At 57.4% G+C, this 15,626-nt stretch carries 14 protein-coding genes; 9 read left to right on the top strand and 5 right to left on the bottom strand.

Going from position 1 to position 15,626, the window contains the following annotated elements; genetic code table 11:
- Positions 1–135: 135 nt before the first annotated feature.
- Genes iaaA through gsiD form a run of 5 tightly spaced genes read left to right on the top strand, consistent with a single transcriptional unit; the run spans position 136 to position 6,408 of the window.
- Entirely contained in the window at positions 136–1,077 is a 942-nt protein-coding gene (iaaA, locus tag JLG71_RS19090; RefSeq protein WP_200913758.1) for a beta-aspartyl-peptidase, read from the top strand.
- Positions 1,078–1,089: 12 nt separating this feature from the next.
- Complete coding sequence (gene gsiA / locus JLG71_RS19085) at positions 1,090–2,946, top strand: glutathione ABC transporter ATP-binding protein GsiA (protein WP_200913757.1); 1,857 nt, start codon at positions 1,090–1,092, stop codon at positions 2,944–2,946.
- Positions 2,947–2,983: 37 nt separating this feature from the next.
- Positions 2,984–4,522: a glutathione ABC transporter substrate-binding protein GsiB gene (gene gsiB / locus JLG71_RS19080; protein ID WP_004849160.1), complete on the top strand. Its 1,539-nt coding sequence runs from the start codon at positions 2,984–2,986 to the stop codon at positions 4,520–4,522.
- A 52-nt stretch (positions 4,523–4,574) separates the two neighbouring features.
- Positions 4,575–5,495: a glutathione ABC transporter permease GsiC gene (gene gsiC / locus JLG71_RS19075; protein WP_009653824.1), complete on the top strand. Its 921-nt coding sequence runs from the start codon at positions 4,575–4,577 to the stop codon at positions 5,493–5,495.
- A gap of 1 nt (position 5,496) precedes the next feature.
- The gene (gsiD, locus tag JLG71_RS19070; protein WP_009653837.1) at positions 5,497–6,408 is read left to right on the top strand and encodes a glutathione ABC transporter permease GsiD; all 912 of its coding nucleotides are present in this window, start codon (positions 5,497–5,499) and stop codon (positions 6,406–6,408) included.
- Between the two features lie 126 nt (positions 6,409–6,534).
- Here the strand turns inward: gsiD and rimO are convergent, their stop codons facing one another.
- Positions 6,535–7,860: a 30S ribosomal protein S12 methylthiotransferase RimO gene (gene rimO, locus JLG71_RS19065; protein ID WP_049079950.1), complete on the bottom strand. Its 1,326-nt coding sequence runs from the start codon at positions 7,858–7,860 to the stop codon at positions 6,535–6,537.
- Positions 7,861–8,156: 296 nt separating this feature from the next.
- On the opposite strand from rimO, the gene JLG71_RS19060 reads away from it, so the two are divergent.
- Positions 8,157–8,636 carry a hypothetical protein gene (locus tag JLG71_RS19060; protein ID WP_161506334.1) on the top strand — a complete coding sequence of 160 codons (480 nt, stop codon included), beginning with the start codon at positions 8,157–8,159 and terminating at the stop codon, positions 8,634–8,636.
- 33 nt (positions 8,637–8,669) lie between these two features.
- On the opposite strand, the gene JLG71_RS19055 is transcribed toward JLG71_RS19060, so the two are convergent.
- Positions 8,670–9,911 (bottom strand): oligosaccharide MFS transporter, encoded by a 1,242-nt coding sequence (locus tag JLG71_RS19055; RefSeq protein ID WP_200914322.1) that lies wholly within the window; start codon positions 9,909–9,911, stop codon positions 8,670–8,672.
- 379 nt (positions 9,912–10,290) lie between these two features.
- On the opposite strand from JLG71_RS19055, the gene bssR reads away from it, so the two are divergent.
- On the top strand, positions 10,291–10,674 hold the full coding sequence (gene bssR / locus JLG71_RS19050; RefSeq protein ID WP_004849210.1) for a biofilm formation regulator BssR: 384 nt from the start codon (positions 10,291–10,293) through the stop codon (positions 10,672–10,674).
- A 103-nt stretch (positions 10,675–10,777) separates the two neighbouring features.
- A complete protein-coding gene (locus JLG71_RS19045; protein ID WP_025108076.1) occupies positions 10,778–11,893 on the top strand; it encodes a PQQ-dependent sugar dehydrogenase in 1,116 nt (371 codons plus the stop codon).
- Between the two features lie 2 nt (positions 11,894–11,895).
- Here JLG71_RS19045 and JLG71_RS19040 read toward each other — a convergent pair whose 3' ends face one another.
- Positions 11,896–12,522 (bottom strand): glutathione S-transferase family protein, encoded by a 627-nt coding sequence (locus JLG71_RS19040; RefSeq protein WP_032748870.1) that lies wholly within the window; start codon positions 12,520–12,522, stop codon positions 11,896–11,898.
- A 257-nt stretch (positions 12,523–12,779) separates the two neighbouring features.
- Between JLG71_RS19040 and dacC the strand changes: the two genes are divergently transcribed.
- Positions 12,780–13,982, top strand: a complete 1,203-nt coding sequence (dacC, locus tag JLG71_RS19035; RefSeq protein WP_032721350.1) for a serine-type D-Ala-D-Ala carboxypeptidase — start codon at positions 12,780–12,782, stop codon at positions 13,980–13,982.
- Between the two features lie 28 nt (positions 13,983–14,010).
- Here dacC and deoR read toward each other — a convergent pair whose 3' ends face one another.
- Both deoR and ybjG read right to left on the bottom strand, forming a co-directional pair.
- Positions 14,011–14,769, bottom strand: coding sequence for a DNA-binding transcriptional repressor DeoR (gene deoR / locus JLG71_RS19030; RefSeq protein WP_004849345.1), 759 nt, complete (start codon positions 14,767–14,769; stop codon positions 14,011–14,013).
- A 125-nt stretch (positions 14,770–14,894) separates the two neighbouring features.
- Positions 14,895–15,488: an undecaprenyl-diphosphate phosphatase gene (ybjG, locus tag JLG71_RS19025; protein WP_004849347.1), complete on the bottom strand. Its 594-nt coding sequence runs from the start codon at positions 15,486–15,488 to the stop codon at positions 14,895–14,897.
- Positions 15,489–15,626: the final 138 nt, after the last annotated feature.

The raw sequence follows: 15,626 nt of genomic DNA, 5'->3' as shown, positions 1-15,626 counted from the left end.
AGAAAAGAGAGGCGGGCTATAACCCATCTGGCGACAAGCTTTACATCACCGTCCGCTCTTTCTATATTCAAAAATTGTATAGGACAGTCAGCACGATAATGATATTTATACACTTTATCGTTAAGGAATGGCGCAATGGGTAAGGCGGTTATAGCAATTCACGGCGGGGCCGGGGCGATTAGCCGCGCGCAGATGACGCCGGCGCGCGAGCGGGAGTACGTGGCGGCGCTGTCGGCGATTGTCGATAGTGGACAAAAAATGCTGGCGGCCGGGGCCAGCGCGCTGGATACGGTAACCGAAGCGGTCCGGCTGCTGGAGGAGTGCCCGTTATTTAACGCCGGTATTGGCTCCGTATTTACCCGCGATACCCGCCATGAGCTCGATGCCTGCGTGATGGATGGTTACAGCTTACAGGCGGGGGCCGTGGCCGGGGTTCAGCATTTACGTAATCCGGTGCTGGCGGCGCGGCTGGTGCTGGAGCAAAGCCCGCACGTGCTGTTGATTGGCGAGGGGGCGGAAGCGTTTGCCGCTTCCCGCGGTATGGCGCGGGTCGATAACAGCCTGTTTTCGACTCCCGAGCGTTTGCTGCAGCTGCGTCAGGCGCAGGAGGGGGACGATATCGTGCTCGATCACCACGCCGCGCCGCTGGATGAACGGCACAAAATGGGCACCGTCGGTGCGGTCGCGATGGATCTGGCGGGCAACCTCGCGGCGGCGACCTCCACCGGCGGCATGTCCAATAAGCTACCGGGACGCGTCGGCGACAGCCCGCTGCCGGGTGCGGGCTGCTATGCCAATAACGCCAGCGTCGCCGTTTCCTGTACCGGTACCGGCGAAGTGTTTATACGTACGCTCGCGGCCTACGATATTTCGGCGCTGATGGAGTATAGCCAGCTCAGCCTGCAGGAGGCCTGCGAAAGGGTGGTGATGGAGAAACTTCCGGCGCTGGGCGGCAGCGGCGGCCTGATCGCCATCGACAGAGAAGGCAACGTGGCGCTGCCGTTTAATAGCGAAGGCATGTACCGGGCCTGGTGTTATGCGGGCGATACGCCCACGATTGGTATTTATCGCGAATAAGAGGAAAGGGCGTTGCCGCATAGTCAAGAAATCGATGCCGATGATGTTCTGCAGGTGCGCGGCCTGAACGTCGTGTTCAATCAGCAGCAGCAGCAGGCTTTTTCCGCCGTCCGCGACCTGTCGTTTACCCTGCGGCGCGGCGAGACGCTGGCGATTGTCGGCGAGTCCGGCTCCGGGAAGTCGGTGACGTCCCTGGCGCTGATGCGCCTGCTCGACCAGGCGGTCAGCGAAGTGCGCAGCGATGCGCTGCTGCTGCGTCGTCGCAGCCGGCAGGTGATTGAGCTGAGCGAACAGTCTGAAACCGAGATGCGCGGCGTGCGCGGCGCGGATATGGCGATGATCTTCCAGGAGCCGATGACCTCGCTGAATCCGGTCTTCACCATCGGTGAACAGATTGCCGAATCTATCCGCTTACACCAGGGGCTGAAGCATGATGAGGCCCTGCGCGAAGCGAAGAAAATGCTCGATCAGGTGCGCATTCCGGAAGCGGAAGCCATGCTCTCGCGCTATCCGCATCAGCTTTCCGGCGGGATGCGTCAGCGGGTGATGATCGCCATGGCGCTCTCCTGCCGACCGGCTGTGCTGATTGCCGATGAACCGACCACCGCGCTGGACGTGACTATCCAGGCGCAGATTTTACAGCTGATCGCCGTCCTGCAAAAAGAGATGGCGATGGGCGTTATCTTTATTACCCACGATATGGGGGTGGTTGCCGATATCGCCGACCGCGTGCTGGTCATGTATCGCGGCGAAGCGGTGGAAACCGGCAGCGTGGAGGAAATTTTCCGCGCGCCGAAGCACCCGTATACTCAGGCGCTGCTGGCCGCGGTGCCGCGGCTGGGGGCAATGCGCGGCACTTCGCTGCCGCGCCGCTTCCCGCTGTTAAACCAGAGCCCGTCGCCGGAGGTGCAGAACACCGTTGTGCCCGGGGAACCGATCCTGAAAGTTCGCGATCTGGTGGCGCGCTTCCCGCTGCGTAGCGGCATTCTCAACCGCATTACCCGCGAGGTGCATGCGGTCGAAAAGGTCAGCTTTGATTTATGGCCCGGCGAAACCCTGAGCCTGGTGGGGGAGTCCGGCTGCGGTAAATCAACGACCGGCCGGGCGCTGCTGCGGCTGGTGGAAACTCAGGGCGGCAGCATCACCTTCAACGGCCAGCGGATTGATACGCTGACGGGCAGTAAGCTTCAGGCGCTGCGCCGCGATATCCAGTTTATCTTTCAGGACCCCTACGCCTCCCTCGACCCACGGCAAACGGTGGGCTATTCGATTATGGAACCGCTGCGCGTGCATCGGCTGCTGGAGGGCGATGCCGCTCGTGAGCGGGTCAGCTGGCTGCTGGAACGCGTCGGGCTGGAGCCGGAGCATGCGTGGCGCTATCCGCACGAGTTTTCCGGCGGCCAGCGGCAGCGCATCTGTATTGCCCGCGCGCTGGCGCTCAATCCGAAAGTGGTGATTGCCGATGAGTCGGTATCGGCGCTTGATGTGTCGATTCGCGCGCAAATTATCAATCTGATGCTCGATCTACAGCGTGAGATGGGTATCGCATTTCTGTTTATCTCCCATGACATGGCGGTGGTTGAGCGCATCAGCCACCGCGTGGCGGTGATGTATCGCGGGCGCATTGTCGAGATCGGCCCGCGCCGCGCCGTGTTTGAAAACCCGCAGCACCCCTATACCCGTAAACTGATGGCCGCCGTTCCGGTGGCCGATCCTGCGCATCGTCGTCCGCAGCGCGTGCTGCTCTCAGACGAGCTGCCGGGCAACATCTTCAAGCGGGGCGAAGAGGGGATCAGTACGCCGTTACAGCAGGTGGGACCGGGGCACTTTGTCGCCAGAGAGCCCGCCGCCGACGTGCTGGCGCGCTAACAACGACACCAATAATGCAGCATTTCAGGAGAACAACATGACTCAACGCGTTTCAGGCAAATGGCTGTTGGCGCTGGGCGTCGCTTCGGCGCTGACAGCGGCTCCGGCCTTTGCCGCAAAAGATGTGGTGGTGGCGGTCGGCTCTAACTTTACGACCCTCGACCCGTATGATGCTAACGACACGCTGTCGCAGGCCGTCGCGAAGTCCTTCTATCAGGGGCTGTTCGGCCTTGATAAAGAGATGAAATTGCAAAACGTGCTGGCGGAAAGCTATACCGTTTCCCCGGACGGCCTGGTGTATACCATTAAGCTGCATCCGGGGGTGAAGTTCCAGGACGGAACCGAGTTTAATGCCGAAGCGGTTAAGGCGAACCTCGATCGCGCCAGCAATCCGGAAAATCATCTCAAGCGCTATAACCTGTATAAAAATATCGCCAGCACCGAGGCGGTTGACCCGACAACGGTGAAAATTACCCTCAAACAACCTTTCTCGGCGTTTATCAATATCCTGGCCCACCCGGCGACGGCGATGATTTCTCCGGCGGCGCTGAAGAAATATGGTAAAGAGATTGGTTTCCATCCGGTTGGCACCGGCCCGTACCAGCTCGACACCTGGAATCAGACCGACTTCGTTAAAGTGAAGAAGTTCGCCGGTTACTGGCAGCCGGGGCTGCCGAAGCTGGACTCCATCACCTGGCGCCCGGTCGTGGATAACAATACCCGCGCGGCGATGCTGCAGACCGGCGAAGCGCAGTTTGCGTTCCCGATCCCTTACGAGCAGGCGCCGCTGCTGGCGAAAAACAGCAAGCTGGAGCTGGTGGCCAGCCCGTCAATTATGCAGCGCTATATCAGCATGAACGTGACGCAGAAGCCGTTTGATAACCCGAAAGTGCGCGAGGCGATTAACTACGCCATTAACCGTCAGGCGCTGGTAAAAGTCGCCTTTGCGGGCTATGCCACCCCGGCGACCGGCGTGGTGCCGCCGTCAATTGCCTACGCTGAAAGCTACAGCGCCTGGCCGTACGATCCGGCGAAGGCCCGCGAGCTGCTGAAAGAGGCGGGCTATCCGAATGGATTTAGCACCACGCTGTGGTCGTCGCACAACCACAGTACGGCGCAGAAAGTGCTGCAGTTTACCCAGCAGCAGCTGGCGCAGGTGGGCATTAAGGCGCAGCTGACGGCGATGGATGCGGGCCAGCGCGCGGCGGAAGTGGAAGGTAAGGGGCAGAAAGAGAGCGGCGTACGCATGTTCTATACCGGCTGGTCGGCGTCGACCGGAGAAGCGGACTGGGCGCTGTCGCCGCTGTTCGCGTCGCAGAACTGGCCGCCGACCCTGTTCAATACGGCTTTCTATAGCAATCCCCAGGTGGATAAAGATCTCAACGACGCGCTGAAAACCACCGATGCGCAGGAAAAAACGCGGCTGTATAAAGACGCGCAGGATACTATCTGGAAAGAGTCGCCGTGGGTGCCGCTGGTGGTAGAGAAACTGGTCTCGGCGCACAGTAAAAATCTGACCGGATTCTATATCCAGCCGGATACCGGATTTAGCTTTGAACAGGCGGATCTTAAGTAGATAGCTGCGGGTCCCCGGGCGCAGGCTGCGGGGACTTCGCGCAAGGAGAAGCATGCTCAATTATGTGATTAAACGCCTGCTGGGGCTGATCCCCACGCTGCTGATTGTGGCGGTGCTGGTGTTTCTGTTCGTGCATATGCTGCCTGGGGACCCGGCGCGGCTGATTGCCGGGCCGGAAGCCGATGCTCAGGTGGTGGGAATGGTGCGCCAGCAGCTGGGGCTCGATCGGCCGCTGCACGTGCAGTTCTGGCACTATATCAGCAATATTGTGCAGGGGGATTTCGGTACCTCGATGGCCTCGCGTCGCCCGGTAAGCAGCGAAATCGCCAGCCGTTTCATGCCCACGTTCTGGTTAACGCTCGCCAGCATGAGCTGGGCGGTGATCTTCGGTATGGCGGCGGGGATCGTGGCGGCAGTCTGGCGCAACCGCTGGCCGGATCGCCTGGGAATGGCGCTGGCGGTCACCGGCATCTCGTTCCCGGCGTTCGCGCTCGGCATGCTGCTGATGCAGGTCTTTTCCGTTGAGCTGGGCTGGCTGCCGACGGTGGGTGCCGACAGCTGGCGCCACTATATTCTGCCTTCGCTGACCCTGGGCGCGGCGGTAGCGGCGGTGATGGCGCGCTTTACCCGCGCCTCGTTCGTCGATGTCCTGCATGAAGATTATATGCGTACCGCGCGGGCGAAAGGCGTCAGCGAAACGCTGGTGGTGCTCAAGCACGGCCTGCGCAATGCGATGATTCCTGTCGTCACCATGATGGGCCTGCAGTTCGGTTTTTTGCTCGGCGGTTCAATCGTGGTGGAGAAGGTCTTTAACTGGCCAGGCCTCGGGCGTCTGCTGGTGGACTCGGTGGAGATGCGCGACTATCCGGTGATTCAGGCGGAAGTTCTCCTGTTTTCTCTGGAGTTTATTCTTATTAATTTAGTGGTGGACGTGCTGTATGCCGCCATTAATCCGGCTATCAGGTACAAGTAAGGTGCGATTGCTCAACTGGAGAAGACAAGCGGCTATCAACGCGATGCCGGGGATTAAACCCGGGCAGATACGTACCCCGTGGCACGAGTTCTGGCGGCGGTTTCGCGGTCAGCCGGTGGCGATGGGGGCGGGGGTATTTGTTCTGCTGCTGATTGCGGTGGCGATTGTGGCGCCGTGGATTGCGCCGTTCGACGCGGAAAACTATTTTGATTACGACCGGCTCAACGACGGCCCGTCAATGATGCACTGGTTCGGCGTTGATTCGCTGGGGCGGGATATCTTTAGTCGGGTGCTGGTCGGTGCGCAGATCTCGCTGGCCGCCGGGGTACTGGCGGTATTCATCGGCGCGGCCATCGGCACCGTACTTGGGCTACTGGCCGGGTATTACGAAGGCTGGTGGGATCGCATCATTATGCGTATCTGCGACGTGCTGTTCGCTTTCCCGGGGATTTTGCTGGCAATTGCGGTCGTGGCGGTAATGGGGAGCGGGATGTCGAACGTCATCATCGCGGTGGCGATCTTTTCGATCCCGGCTTTTGCGCGTCTGGTGCGCGGCAATACCCTGGTGCTTAAGCAGCAGACCTTTATTGAGTCGGCGCGCAGCATCGGCGCCAGCGATGCTACCATCCTGTTTAATCATATATTACCCGGAACGGTATCATCGATTGTGGTCTACTTTACGATGCGTATCGGGGTGTCGATTATCTCCGCTGCCAGCCTGTCATTTCTGGGGCTTGGCGCGCAGCCGCCGACGCCGGAGTGGGGGGCGATGCTCAACGAGGCGCGGGCGGATATGGTGATGGCGCCGCACGTGGCGCTGTTCCCGGCAATCGCGATTTTTCTGACGGTGCTGGCGTTTAACCTGCTGGGTGACGGCCTGCGCGATGCGCTGGATCCGAGGATAAAAGGGTAGGCGTTCGAGGATTGCGCAGCCCGGACAGGTGTCCGGGAAAGCACACCGCACGTTAATCCTGTGCGGTTTTGTCGCCCGGATAAGGCGCGCGAGCGCCGTCATCCGGGATAGGTTAAGCGGGCGGAATTAAATCCGGCTGCCCCACAGATCGTATTCGTCGGCGTGTTCGACTTTCACCCGCACAATGTCGCCCGGTTTGACTTTACTCTCACCGTTCAGGTAAACCGCGCCGTCGATTTCCGGCGCATCGGCCATGCTGCGGCCAATTGCCCCTTCTTCATCCACTTCGTCGATCAGCACCATAATTTCACGACCGACTTTCTCCTGCAGGCGCTCGGCGGAGATCTGCTGCTGCAGCTGCATAAAGCGGTTCCAGCGCTCTTCTTTCACCTCTTCCGGCACCTGATCCGCCAGTTCGTTGGCGGTCGCGCCTTCAACCGGGCTGTATTTGAAGCAGCCGACGCGGTCGAGGCGGGCTTCTTTCAGGAAGTCGAGCAGCATCTGGAAATCGTCTTCCGTTTCACCCGGGAAGCCGACGATAAAGGTCGAGCGCAGGGTGAGTTCCGGGCAGACTTCGCGCCACTGCTTGATGCGCGCCAGCTGGCGGTCGGCGGAGCCCGGACGCTTCATCATCTTGAGAATACGCGGGCTGGCGTGCTGCAGCGGAATATCGAGGTAGGGCAGAATTTTGCCTTCCGCCATCAGCGGGATCACATCATCGACGTGCGGGTACGGATAGACGTAGTGCAGGCGCACCCAGATACCGAGCTTCGCCAGCTCTTCGCACAGGCTAACCATACTGGTTTTGACCGGCATACCGTTGTGGAAACCGCTGCGATGTTTGACATCAACGCCGTAGGCGGAGGTGTCCTGAGAGATCACCAGCAGCTCTTTGACGCCGGCGTCGGCCAGGCGTTTGGCTTCCGCCAGCACTTCGCCAATCGGACGGCTGACCAGATCGCCGCGCATTGACGGGATGATGCAGAAGGTGCAGCGATGGTTGCAGCCTTCGGAAATTTTTAAGTAAGCGTAATGACGCGGCGTCAGCTTCACGCCCTGTTCCGGCACCAGGCTGAGGAACGGGTTGTGTTTAGGCTTCGGCGCGTAGTGGTGGACGTGTTCCAGCACCTGTTCATAGCTGTGCGGGCCGGTAATTTCCAGCACCTTCGGATGCACTTCGCGGATCTGATCTTCTTTTGCGCCCAGGCAGCCGGTGACGATCACTTTGCCGTTTTCTTTCAACGCTTCGCCAATCGCTTCCAGCGACTCCTGCACGGCGCTATCGATAAAGCCGCAGGTGTTAACGATAACCATATCAGCGTTATCGTAGGAGGGAACCACGTCATATCCTTCGGTACGCAGTTCAGTCAGGATACGTTCTGAGTCCACGAGGTTTTTCGGGCAGCCCAGAGAGACAAAGCCGATCTTCGGCTGAGGGGTGACATTGCTCATAGCTTAAAAAGTGTTCAATTATTGGGATGGTCAGGGCAGGGATTCTACAGAGATCGGCGGAAAGTTTATACTCCTTTTCTTGTTAGCCTGGCGATGTCCGTGTTTCTTTTTATCGGGATGATTATCCAGATTGTTAATCAAAATAAGGGAGTTATTCACCTTTTATCTTGCAACCCGGGGAAGTCGGTTTAGATCTGGTTTAACCTGAAGCGGTAAAATAGCCGCTGCTTTCAGTCTTTATTTTTATCAGGTTTCCCATGTTTAAAAAGTTGGGTGGTTTCGTCTGCGCGCTGGCCATGATTGGCGCGACGCCCGTTTATGCCAACGAGATGGCGTTATATTCGGTCAATACCGGTTCCTTTGTTTACCACATGACCGGCAATCACGGTCAATATAACGAAAAATTCAATAACCAATTTTTTTCCGTTGAGCGCAAGCTGTCAGCGGATTCAAAGTACAGCCTGTTGGCCGGCACCATGAAGAATAGCTTTGCCGACCGCTGCCTCTCTTTAGGGGCGAGGAGAGACTGGTACGCGGGGGCAAGCGGCTGGACGTTCAAGGGCGTCTATGCCTATACCGGCGAGTTTTTCTTTAAAGCCTTTCGCGATTGCGGGGATTCAGGCACCTATCGAACGGCGAAGAAAATCACCGGCGTCGGTTTCTCTCCCTATATTTATCATGGCCTGCAGTACAATTTTACCGATTATTTCGGCGTGGAAACGGGCATTATCGTCCCGGCCATATTTGTGATGAGCGTGCAGTGGAGCTTCCGCTAATTTGCCCGAAAAAGGCTTCCGGGCGAATTTTGATTAATGGCTTTGCGCAACGCCAGCGCCTGGCGCAGCCCCCGGCGCGGTCGGTTCTCTATTGTCGCGCAGCGTAAATACCGAGATCAGCGTAAACAGCCCGGCAATGCCGCCCAGAATATAATAGGTATGCGCGAAGCCGATGGTGTCGTACAAATACCCGGCCAGCGGCGAGTAAATCGCGGTGGCGATGGAGGCGACGAACAGCACCAGCAGGTAGACCGTCGAGGAGAGCTTGTTGTCGAAGTTGGCGGCGATAAATTTAAACACCGACACCAGAATCAGCGGTTTTTCCAGCGCATGCATCATTTTGCCCGCGCCGATCCACACCGGGCCCAGCGGAATCGCGGAGCCGACGATACGCACCGACATGATCAGTCCGGCGATGATCAGCGCCCATTTCGCGCCGGTGCGGTTTACGAACCACGGCATCAGGCATAAAAACAGCGTCTCGCCGCATACCTGAATGGAGGCCAAAATGCCGTACCAGCGATTGCCTTCTTCCGGCGTCGGGAACTGCAGAGAAAAGTACTGGGCAAACTGCTGATCGTAGGTGTCGTAGATTTGCGTGACGAACAGGGTAAAGACCAGCAGCATCCAGAACTGGCCGTTCTTCGCCAGCTCCAGGGCATGCGAAACTTTCAGCGCGCTGGTTTTCTGCATTTCCGCTTCGGTCAGCTCGATTTTGGTCAGCATAAAACAGAGCGCGGCAATCACAATGGCGATACTCGCCAGCCAGAAGGCGAGGTTCGGATTGCTGTCGATATACTTGCCGACGATCCACGCGGCGGCGGCCCAGCCTAACGATCCCCACATTCTTACCCGGCCATATTCGAACTGGTAGCGCCGCGAAATTTTATCAATATACGAATCAATCACCCCGCAGCCGGAGTTAAAAATTATTCCCAGGTATACTCCGCCAAGCAGCGCACCCAGCCAGAAGCTGTGCACCAGCAGCGGCGCGTACAAATAAATAAAGAACGGGCCTACCGGTAGCAGCATGGCGACCAGGATCCAGATCAGCCGCTTTTTCAGGCCGAACTTATCGGAAATAAAGCCGAAGAAGGGCTGCATCAGCAGGGCAATAAAGGCGTTGACCGAGTAGAGCAGGCCGGTTTTCGTTGCGCTAATCCCGAGGTGCTGAGTCGTCCAGATCACAAAGAACGCCATGGTCGAGGACCAGGCGAAGAGATAGAGGAAATCGAAAAGACTCAACAAGATATAGTTTCTTTTGCCGGGCGTCATCATTTCAGTTCCTTCAAGCGATAGAGATAAAGGTTACAAACAGGATCGATATGCCTGCCGTTCTTATTGAATGTTATACGTAATACATTTTATTTGATGATATGACACCCGGCGGAATTTTCTGGCAACGTGAATTGCGCTAATTTGTGATCATTACTGCAATAAATGATTTTATATCCCAGGGTTGGAATTTTTACTTTTATGAGAACGTATAACATTTTTGGCTTTCAGGAGATGATGTCGCAGGTGGGGATTTTAAGCTTCGTTGTAACATTGTAAAGGATGTTAATGACCTGAGAATTATTGATCTGCCTCATCGTTTTGTACAAAAAATGACCATATTATGATTGTGGTAAAGGACGACAGAGGAGGAACCGCGATGAGCGTTGACAGACTATATCGTAACCTGATGAATAAGCTGATTAATGCCAACATTGATCTCGATGCTTATTTACAGCTGCGTAAAGCAAAAGGCTATATGTCAGTCAGCGAAAACGACCATCTACGGGATAACTTGTTTGAACTGTGCCATGAAATGCGTCAACACGCGCCGCGCCTGCAGCACGTCGTTGCGCCGGAGGAAAAGGATGCCCTGCGGCTGGCGGGCGAAGCCGTCGCTTCCGCGGCGGTGTGCCTGCTGAGCGGACATCATGACTGCCCGTCCTACATCGCTGTCGACGTAGATAAGCTGGAAAGCTGCCTGGCGGTATTGCGGCTAAATATTCATAAATTGAATGATTCCAAGCCCATTACTCATGCCTGAGATCGGGGGGAGCCTGCTCCCCCCGATTAATGTTATGTAAAAATCCCTTCCCGTTTTCCCACGCTGGCTACCCTTATCGCATTGCTGACAAAAGGAGTATGCCATGCGCCAGACCATTACCCTGATGATAGCCCTTACCGCACTGTTGCTGCCTGCGGCTGCCCTTGCCGCCCGGGAGCGCGTAGAGGTGCTGCAGAACCAGCTTGAACACCCGTGGGCGCTGGCCTTTCTTCCGGACGATCGGGGCATTCTGATGACCCTGCGCGGCGGCGAGCTCCGGCTGTGGCAGCGGGAAAAAGGCCTCGCGCCTGCGATCTCGGGCGTACCGCAGGTCTGGGCCAACGGGCAGGGGGGGCTGCTTGACGTGGCGCTGGCCCCGGATTTCGCCCAGTCGCGCCGGGTCTGGCTAAGCTACGCCGAAGGCGGGAGTGACGACAAGGCCGGGACCGCCGTAGGCTACGGCCGACTGAGCGAGGATCTCCAGCGCCTGGAAAACTTCCAGGTGGTTTTCCGCCAGCAGCCGAAGCTCTCAACCGGCAACCATTTTGGCGGGCGGCTGGTGTTCGACGGCCGCGGTTATTTGTTTATCGGTCTCGGGGAGAATAACCAGCGTTCGACCGCTCAGGATCTCGATAAGCTGCAGGGAAAAGTGGTGCGGCTAACGGCTGATGGCAAGGTCCCGGACGATAATCCTTTTGTCGGCCAGGCTGGCGTCAGGCCGGAAATCTGGTCTTACGGTATTCGCAACCCCCAGGGGATGGCGATGAACCCGTGGAGCGATACGCTGTGGTTAAATGAACACGGCCCGCGCGGCGGGGATGAGATCAACCTGGTGCAAAAAGGGAAAAACTACGGCTGGCCGCTGGCGACGCACGGCATTAATTATAGCGGCCTGCCGATCCCGGAGGCCAAAGGCAAAACGCTGGAAGGAACCGAAGCGCCGCTGTTTGTCTGGGCGAAGTCGCCGGCGGTGAGCGGTATGGCGTTTTACAACGCGCCGACCTTCCCGCAGTGGCAGCACAGGCTATTTATCGGCGCGCTGAAGGATACGTCGCTGATTGTCCTCAAGGTTGACGGCAATAAGGTGACGGAACAGGAGCGGATTCTGGGCGATCGCGGTAAACGTATCCGCGATGTGCGCGTTGGACCCGATGGCTATCTGTATGTCTTAACCGACGAATCCAACGGCGAGCTGCTGAGGGTGAGCCCGGCGGGCTAATATCAGGTGACCGGGATCATCACCACGTTGCGCCAGGCCTGGCGCTGGTTAATCTGCTGATACCAGCGCTGCAGGTGCGGGCGCGGTTGCCAGGTTTTCACGGTCTCCAGCAGGTTATAAATGAACGGCGCGACGGCGATATCGCCGAGGCCGAAGGCGTCGCCTGATAGCCACTGATGGCGTGACAGTTCGTCATCGAGAATGGCGAACAGGGTCTCGCAGGTGGCAATACCGGCTTCAATCGCGGCGGGGTCGCGTTTTTCCGGCGGGGTTCTCACCAGCCCCATTAAAATCGGCCGATGGGCCGGCGAGAGCGAACCGTTGGCCCAGTCCATCCATTTCTCTCCCTGAGCGCGTTCGGCGGGCGACTCCACCCACAGGCGATCCTGACCATACTGCGCGGCCAGATAGCGGATAATGGTGTTTGATTCCCAGAGCACGATATCGGTCGTCTCATCTTTCAATAGCGGTACCAGCCCATTGGGATTCATGGCCAGATAGGCCGGATCGTGATTCAGACCGAACTCCAGGCCTGCCAGAATTTGCTGATACGGGAGGTCGAGTTCTTCCAGCACCCAGCGCACTTTCTTCACATTGGTCGAGTTATTTCTGCCCCACAGCGTAATCATATCCGCTCCTGCTTTTTATTTCGCCGCCGTTGCGGCGTAGTGAGCATTCATGTTGGAATAAAGTTAATATTTAGGCAACCGCGATCAAAAAAATTGCGCTGTTTGCAGCACCGGACGAGGTTATTGCGTAAACTTTAAAAACTTTACCAACTCGCTGTTTCTTTAAGGTCATTTGTACGCTTTACTCACCGGCTGCTGCGGCGCGGAACGAGTGTGGCGGCATATTTTTGTTTGGAAAGGATACTTGGGTGGCTCTTATGACGCATGATGCTTTTTCCCTTCGCGGCCTCGCGGCAGGCTGCGCGCTTTTACTTCTCGTTGCGCCTGCGGTGCAGGCTGCGGAACAACTCCCCGATGCGCCATCCATTGACGCGCGAGCCTGGATCCTGATGGACTATGCCAGCGGCAAAGTGCTCAGCGAAGGCAATGCCGACGAAAAACTCGACCCGGCGAGCCTGACCAAAATCATGACCAGCTACGTTGTCGGCCAGGCGTTAAAGGCGGGTAAGATTAAGTCTACTGATATGGTGACCATCGGACGCGATGCGTGGGCCACCGGTAACCCGGCGCTGCGCGGCTCTTCGGTGATGTTCCTCAAGCCGGGGATGCAGGTGTCGGTAGAAGATCTTAACAAGGGCGTCATCATTCAGTCCGGCAACGACGCCAGCATCGCGATAGCCGACTACGTGGCGGGCAGCCAGGATGCGTTTGTCAGCCTGATGAACGGCTATGCGCAGAAAATGGGCCTGACCAACACCACCTTTATGACCGTGCACGGTCTGGACGCGCCGGGTCAGTTCAGTACCGCCCGCGATATGGCGCTGCTCACCAAAGCGATGATCCATGACGTGCCGGAAGAGTATGCGATCCATAAAGAAAAAGAGTTCACCTTCAACAAAATCCGCCAGCCGAACCGCAACCGCCTGCTGTGGAGCACGAACCTCAACGCTGACGGGGTGAAAACCGGGACCACCGCCGGGGCGGGCTACAATCTGGTTTCTTCCGCGACGCAAAACGATATGCGCCTGATTGCCGTCGTGCTCGGCACCAAAACTGACCGTATCCGTTTTAACGAATCAGAAAAACTGCTGACCTGGGGATTCCGCTTCTATGAAACCGTGACGCCGATTAAACCCGATGCCACCTTCATTACCCAGCGCGTCTGGTTTGGCGATAGCAGTGAAGCGAAGCTGGGGGCGGGCGAGGCGGGTTCCATCACGCTGCCGAAAGGCCAGCTGAAAAACCTCAAGGCCAGCTACACCCTGAACGATACGCAGCTGACCGCGCCGCTGACCAAAGGGCAGGTTGTCGGCACCATCGACTTCAAACTGAATGATAAAACCATTGAGCAGCGGCCGCTGATTGTGATGGAAGCGGTAAACGAAGGCGGTTTCTTTAGCCGGATGATCGATTTCGTGCTGATGAAACTGCACGGCTGGTTCGGCGGTTGGTTCTCTTAAAATGCAGGCCGCGCCCTGCGGGGCGCGGTTAGTAAAGCAGTGAAATTTGTTTTTCCTTCGCCAGCGCGAGCAGATCGTCATCCGGACAGACGTCGCTGGCTATTACGTCAAACTGCGATAAATCCCCCATCCGCGCCGGCCGGACTTTGCCGAATTTACTGTGATCGACAACCAGCACGTGGTAGCGAGCGCTTTTCATCGCCCAGTGTTTGACCGGCAGCTCTTCCAGGTTAAAACAGGTCGCGCCCTGCTCGCAATCGACGCCCGCGGCGGAATAAAACGCGATGTCCGGGCACAGGTGGCTCAGCGTATCCTGCAGGCTTAGCGGTTTAAAAATGGCGTTGCTGGCGTGGAACTCGCCGCCGCACAAAATCGCGCGGCACTGGGGCTTTTCCTGTAAGGAAAGAAAGGTATTGAGCGAATAGCAGACGCCGGTAAAGGGCAGGGCGCTATCGATGGCGTCGATGATCCACGGCGTGGTGGTCCCGCAGTCAAAAAAGGCCATCTGGTGGGGCTCAAGCAGCTTTGCCGCATGGCGGGCGGCGCGGCGTTTTTCATCCACAAGGCGCGTTTTCTGATCGCTCAGCAGATAGTGCGTTGCGCTGCGCGGCTCCAGAACGATATAGCCGCCCAGCAACACGACCGGGCCGCTGTGGCCGTTGAGGTCGCGACGAATGGTCATCTCTGACACGCCAAGCAGGGTGGCCGCTTCTTTTAGATGGAGTTTATCACTGCGCTTGAGTGCCTGAATAAGCTGGCTGATGCGTTCGTCACGACGAGTTTCCATATTCCCTCTAAGCTGAAAGCGCCCTGCATTGACAGGGCGTCAGCGGCGATTTTACCTGCCGGAAGAGGCTTAGTCACGCGCAGGAATCGGGCGCTGCCGCAACTTTACCGGCTGGTCAGGAACGTCTATTCGCGCACCCAGCCTTTGCGAATCGGCAGCGAAAAGAACAGGCGGTACAGCCGCTGCAGATGCTGATAGAGGGTTTTTCCGCCGCTTTGCCACAGCAGTTGGGCGCTAAGGCAGGCGATCATCGCGGTGAGAAGCCCGCCCAGCATGTCCATCGGCCAGTGAACGCCGAGATAGACCCGGGACCAGGCAATCGCGCAGGCAACGGCGATAAGCAGCGCGCCCGACCACAGGCGGTGCCAGAACATAAAGGCCAGCGCAAAGGTAAAGCAGATAGTACCATGATTGCTTGGGAAGGAGTTATTGGGTGAATGATGCAGGAAGTTATAGCCCACACCGGCGGCAAACGGACGTTCATGCGGAAAAAACACGCCGAATATCCATGAAAGCGTGAGGCTAATCGCGAGCGCCATCATCACCTTAAATACTAGCTGACGCTGGTTTGGCCCCCAAAGCCATAAGGCGAACACCAATAATGGCACAATAATAATCAGGTCTTTGGCGATAAACGTCGCGATTTCAATTGCCCACCACGGCGACGCGGGGGTGGCATTGAGGAATGCAAACAGCGAGTAGTTAATATTTTCCAGCATACATCCAGGCTCTTGGGTCCGTTAGCAACAAGCCGCCCACCTTAAAAAACGGTGGCGATAAGGTAAAGCAGTATTGTCTTAATTATCAGTTTGTTATGAATGAAAGTGCACATGTGGCTTCGTTAACAGACTGAGTAA

The sequence above is a fragment of the Klebsiella michiganensis genome (genome assembly GCF_015139575.1).
Taxonomy (GTDB): Bacteria; Pseudomonadota; Gammaproteobacteria; order Enterobacterales; family Enterobacteriaceae; genus Klebsiella; species Klebsiella michiganensis.
The sequence above is the reverse complement of the archived record's forward strand: the minus strand, read 5'-3'. Positions and strand labels throughout refer to the sequence as shown.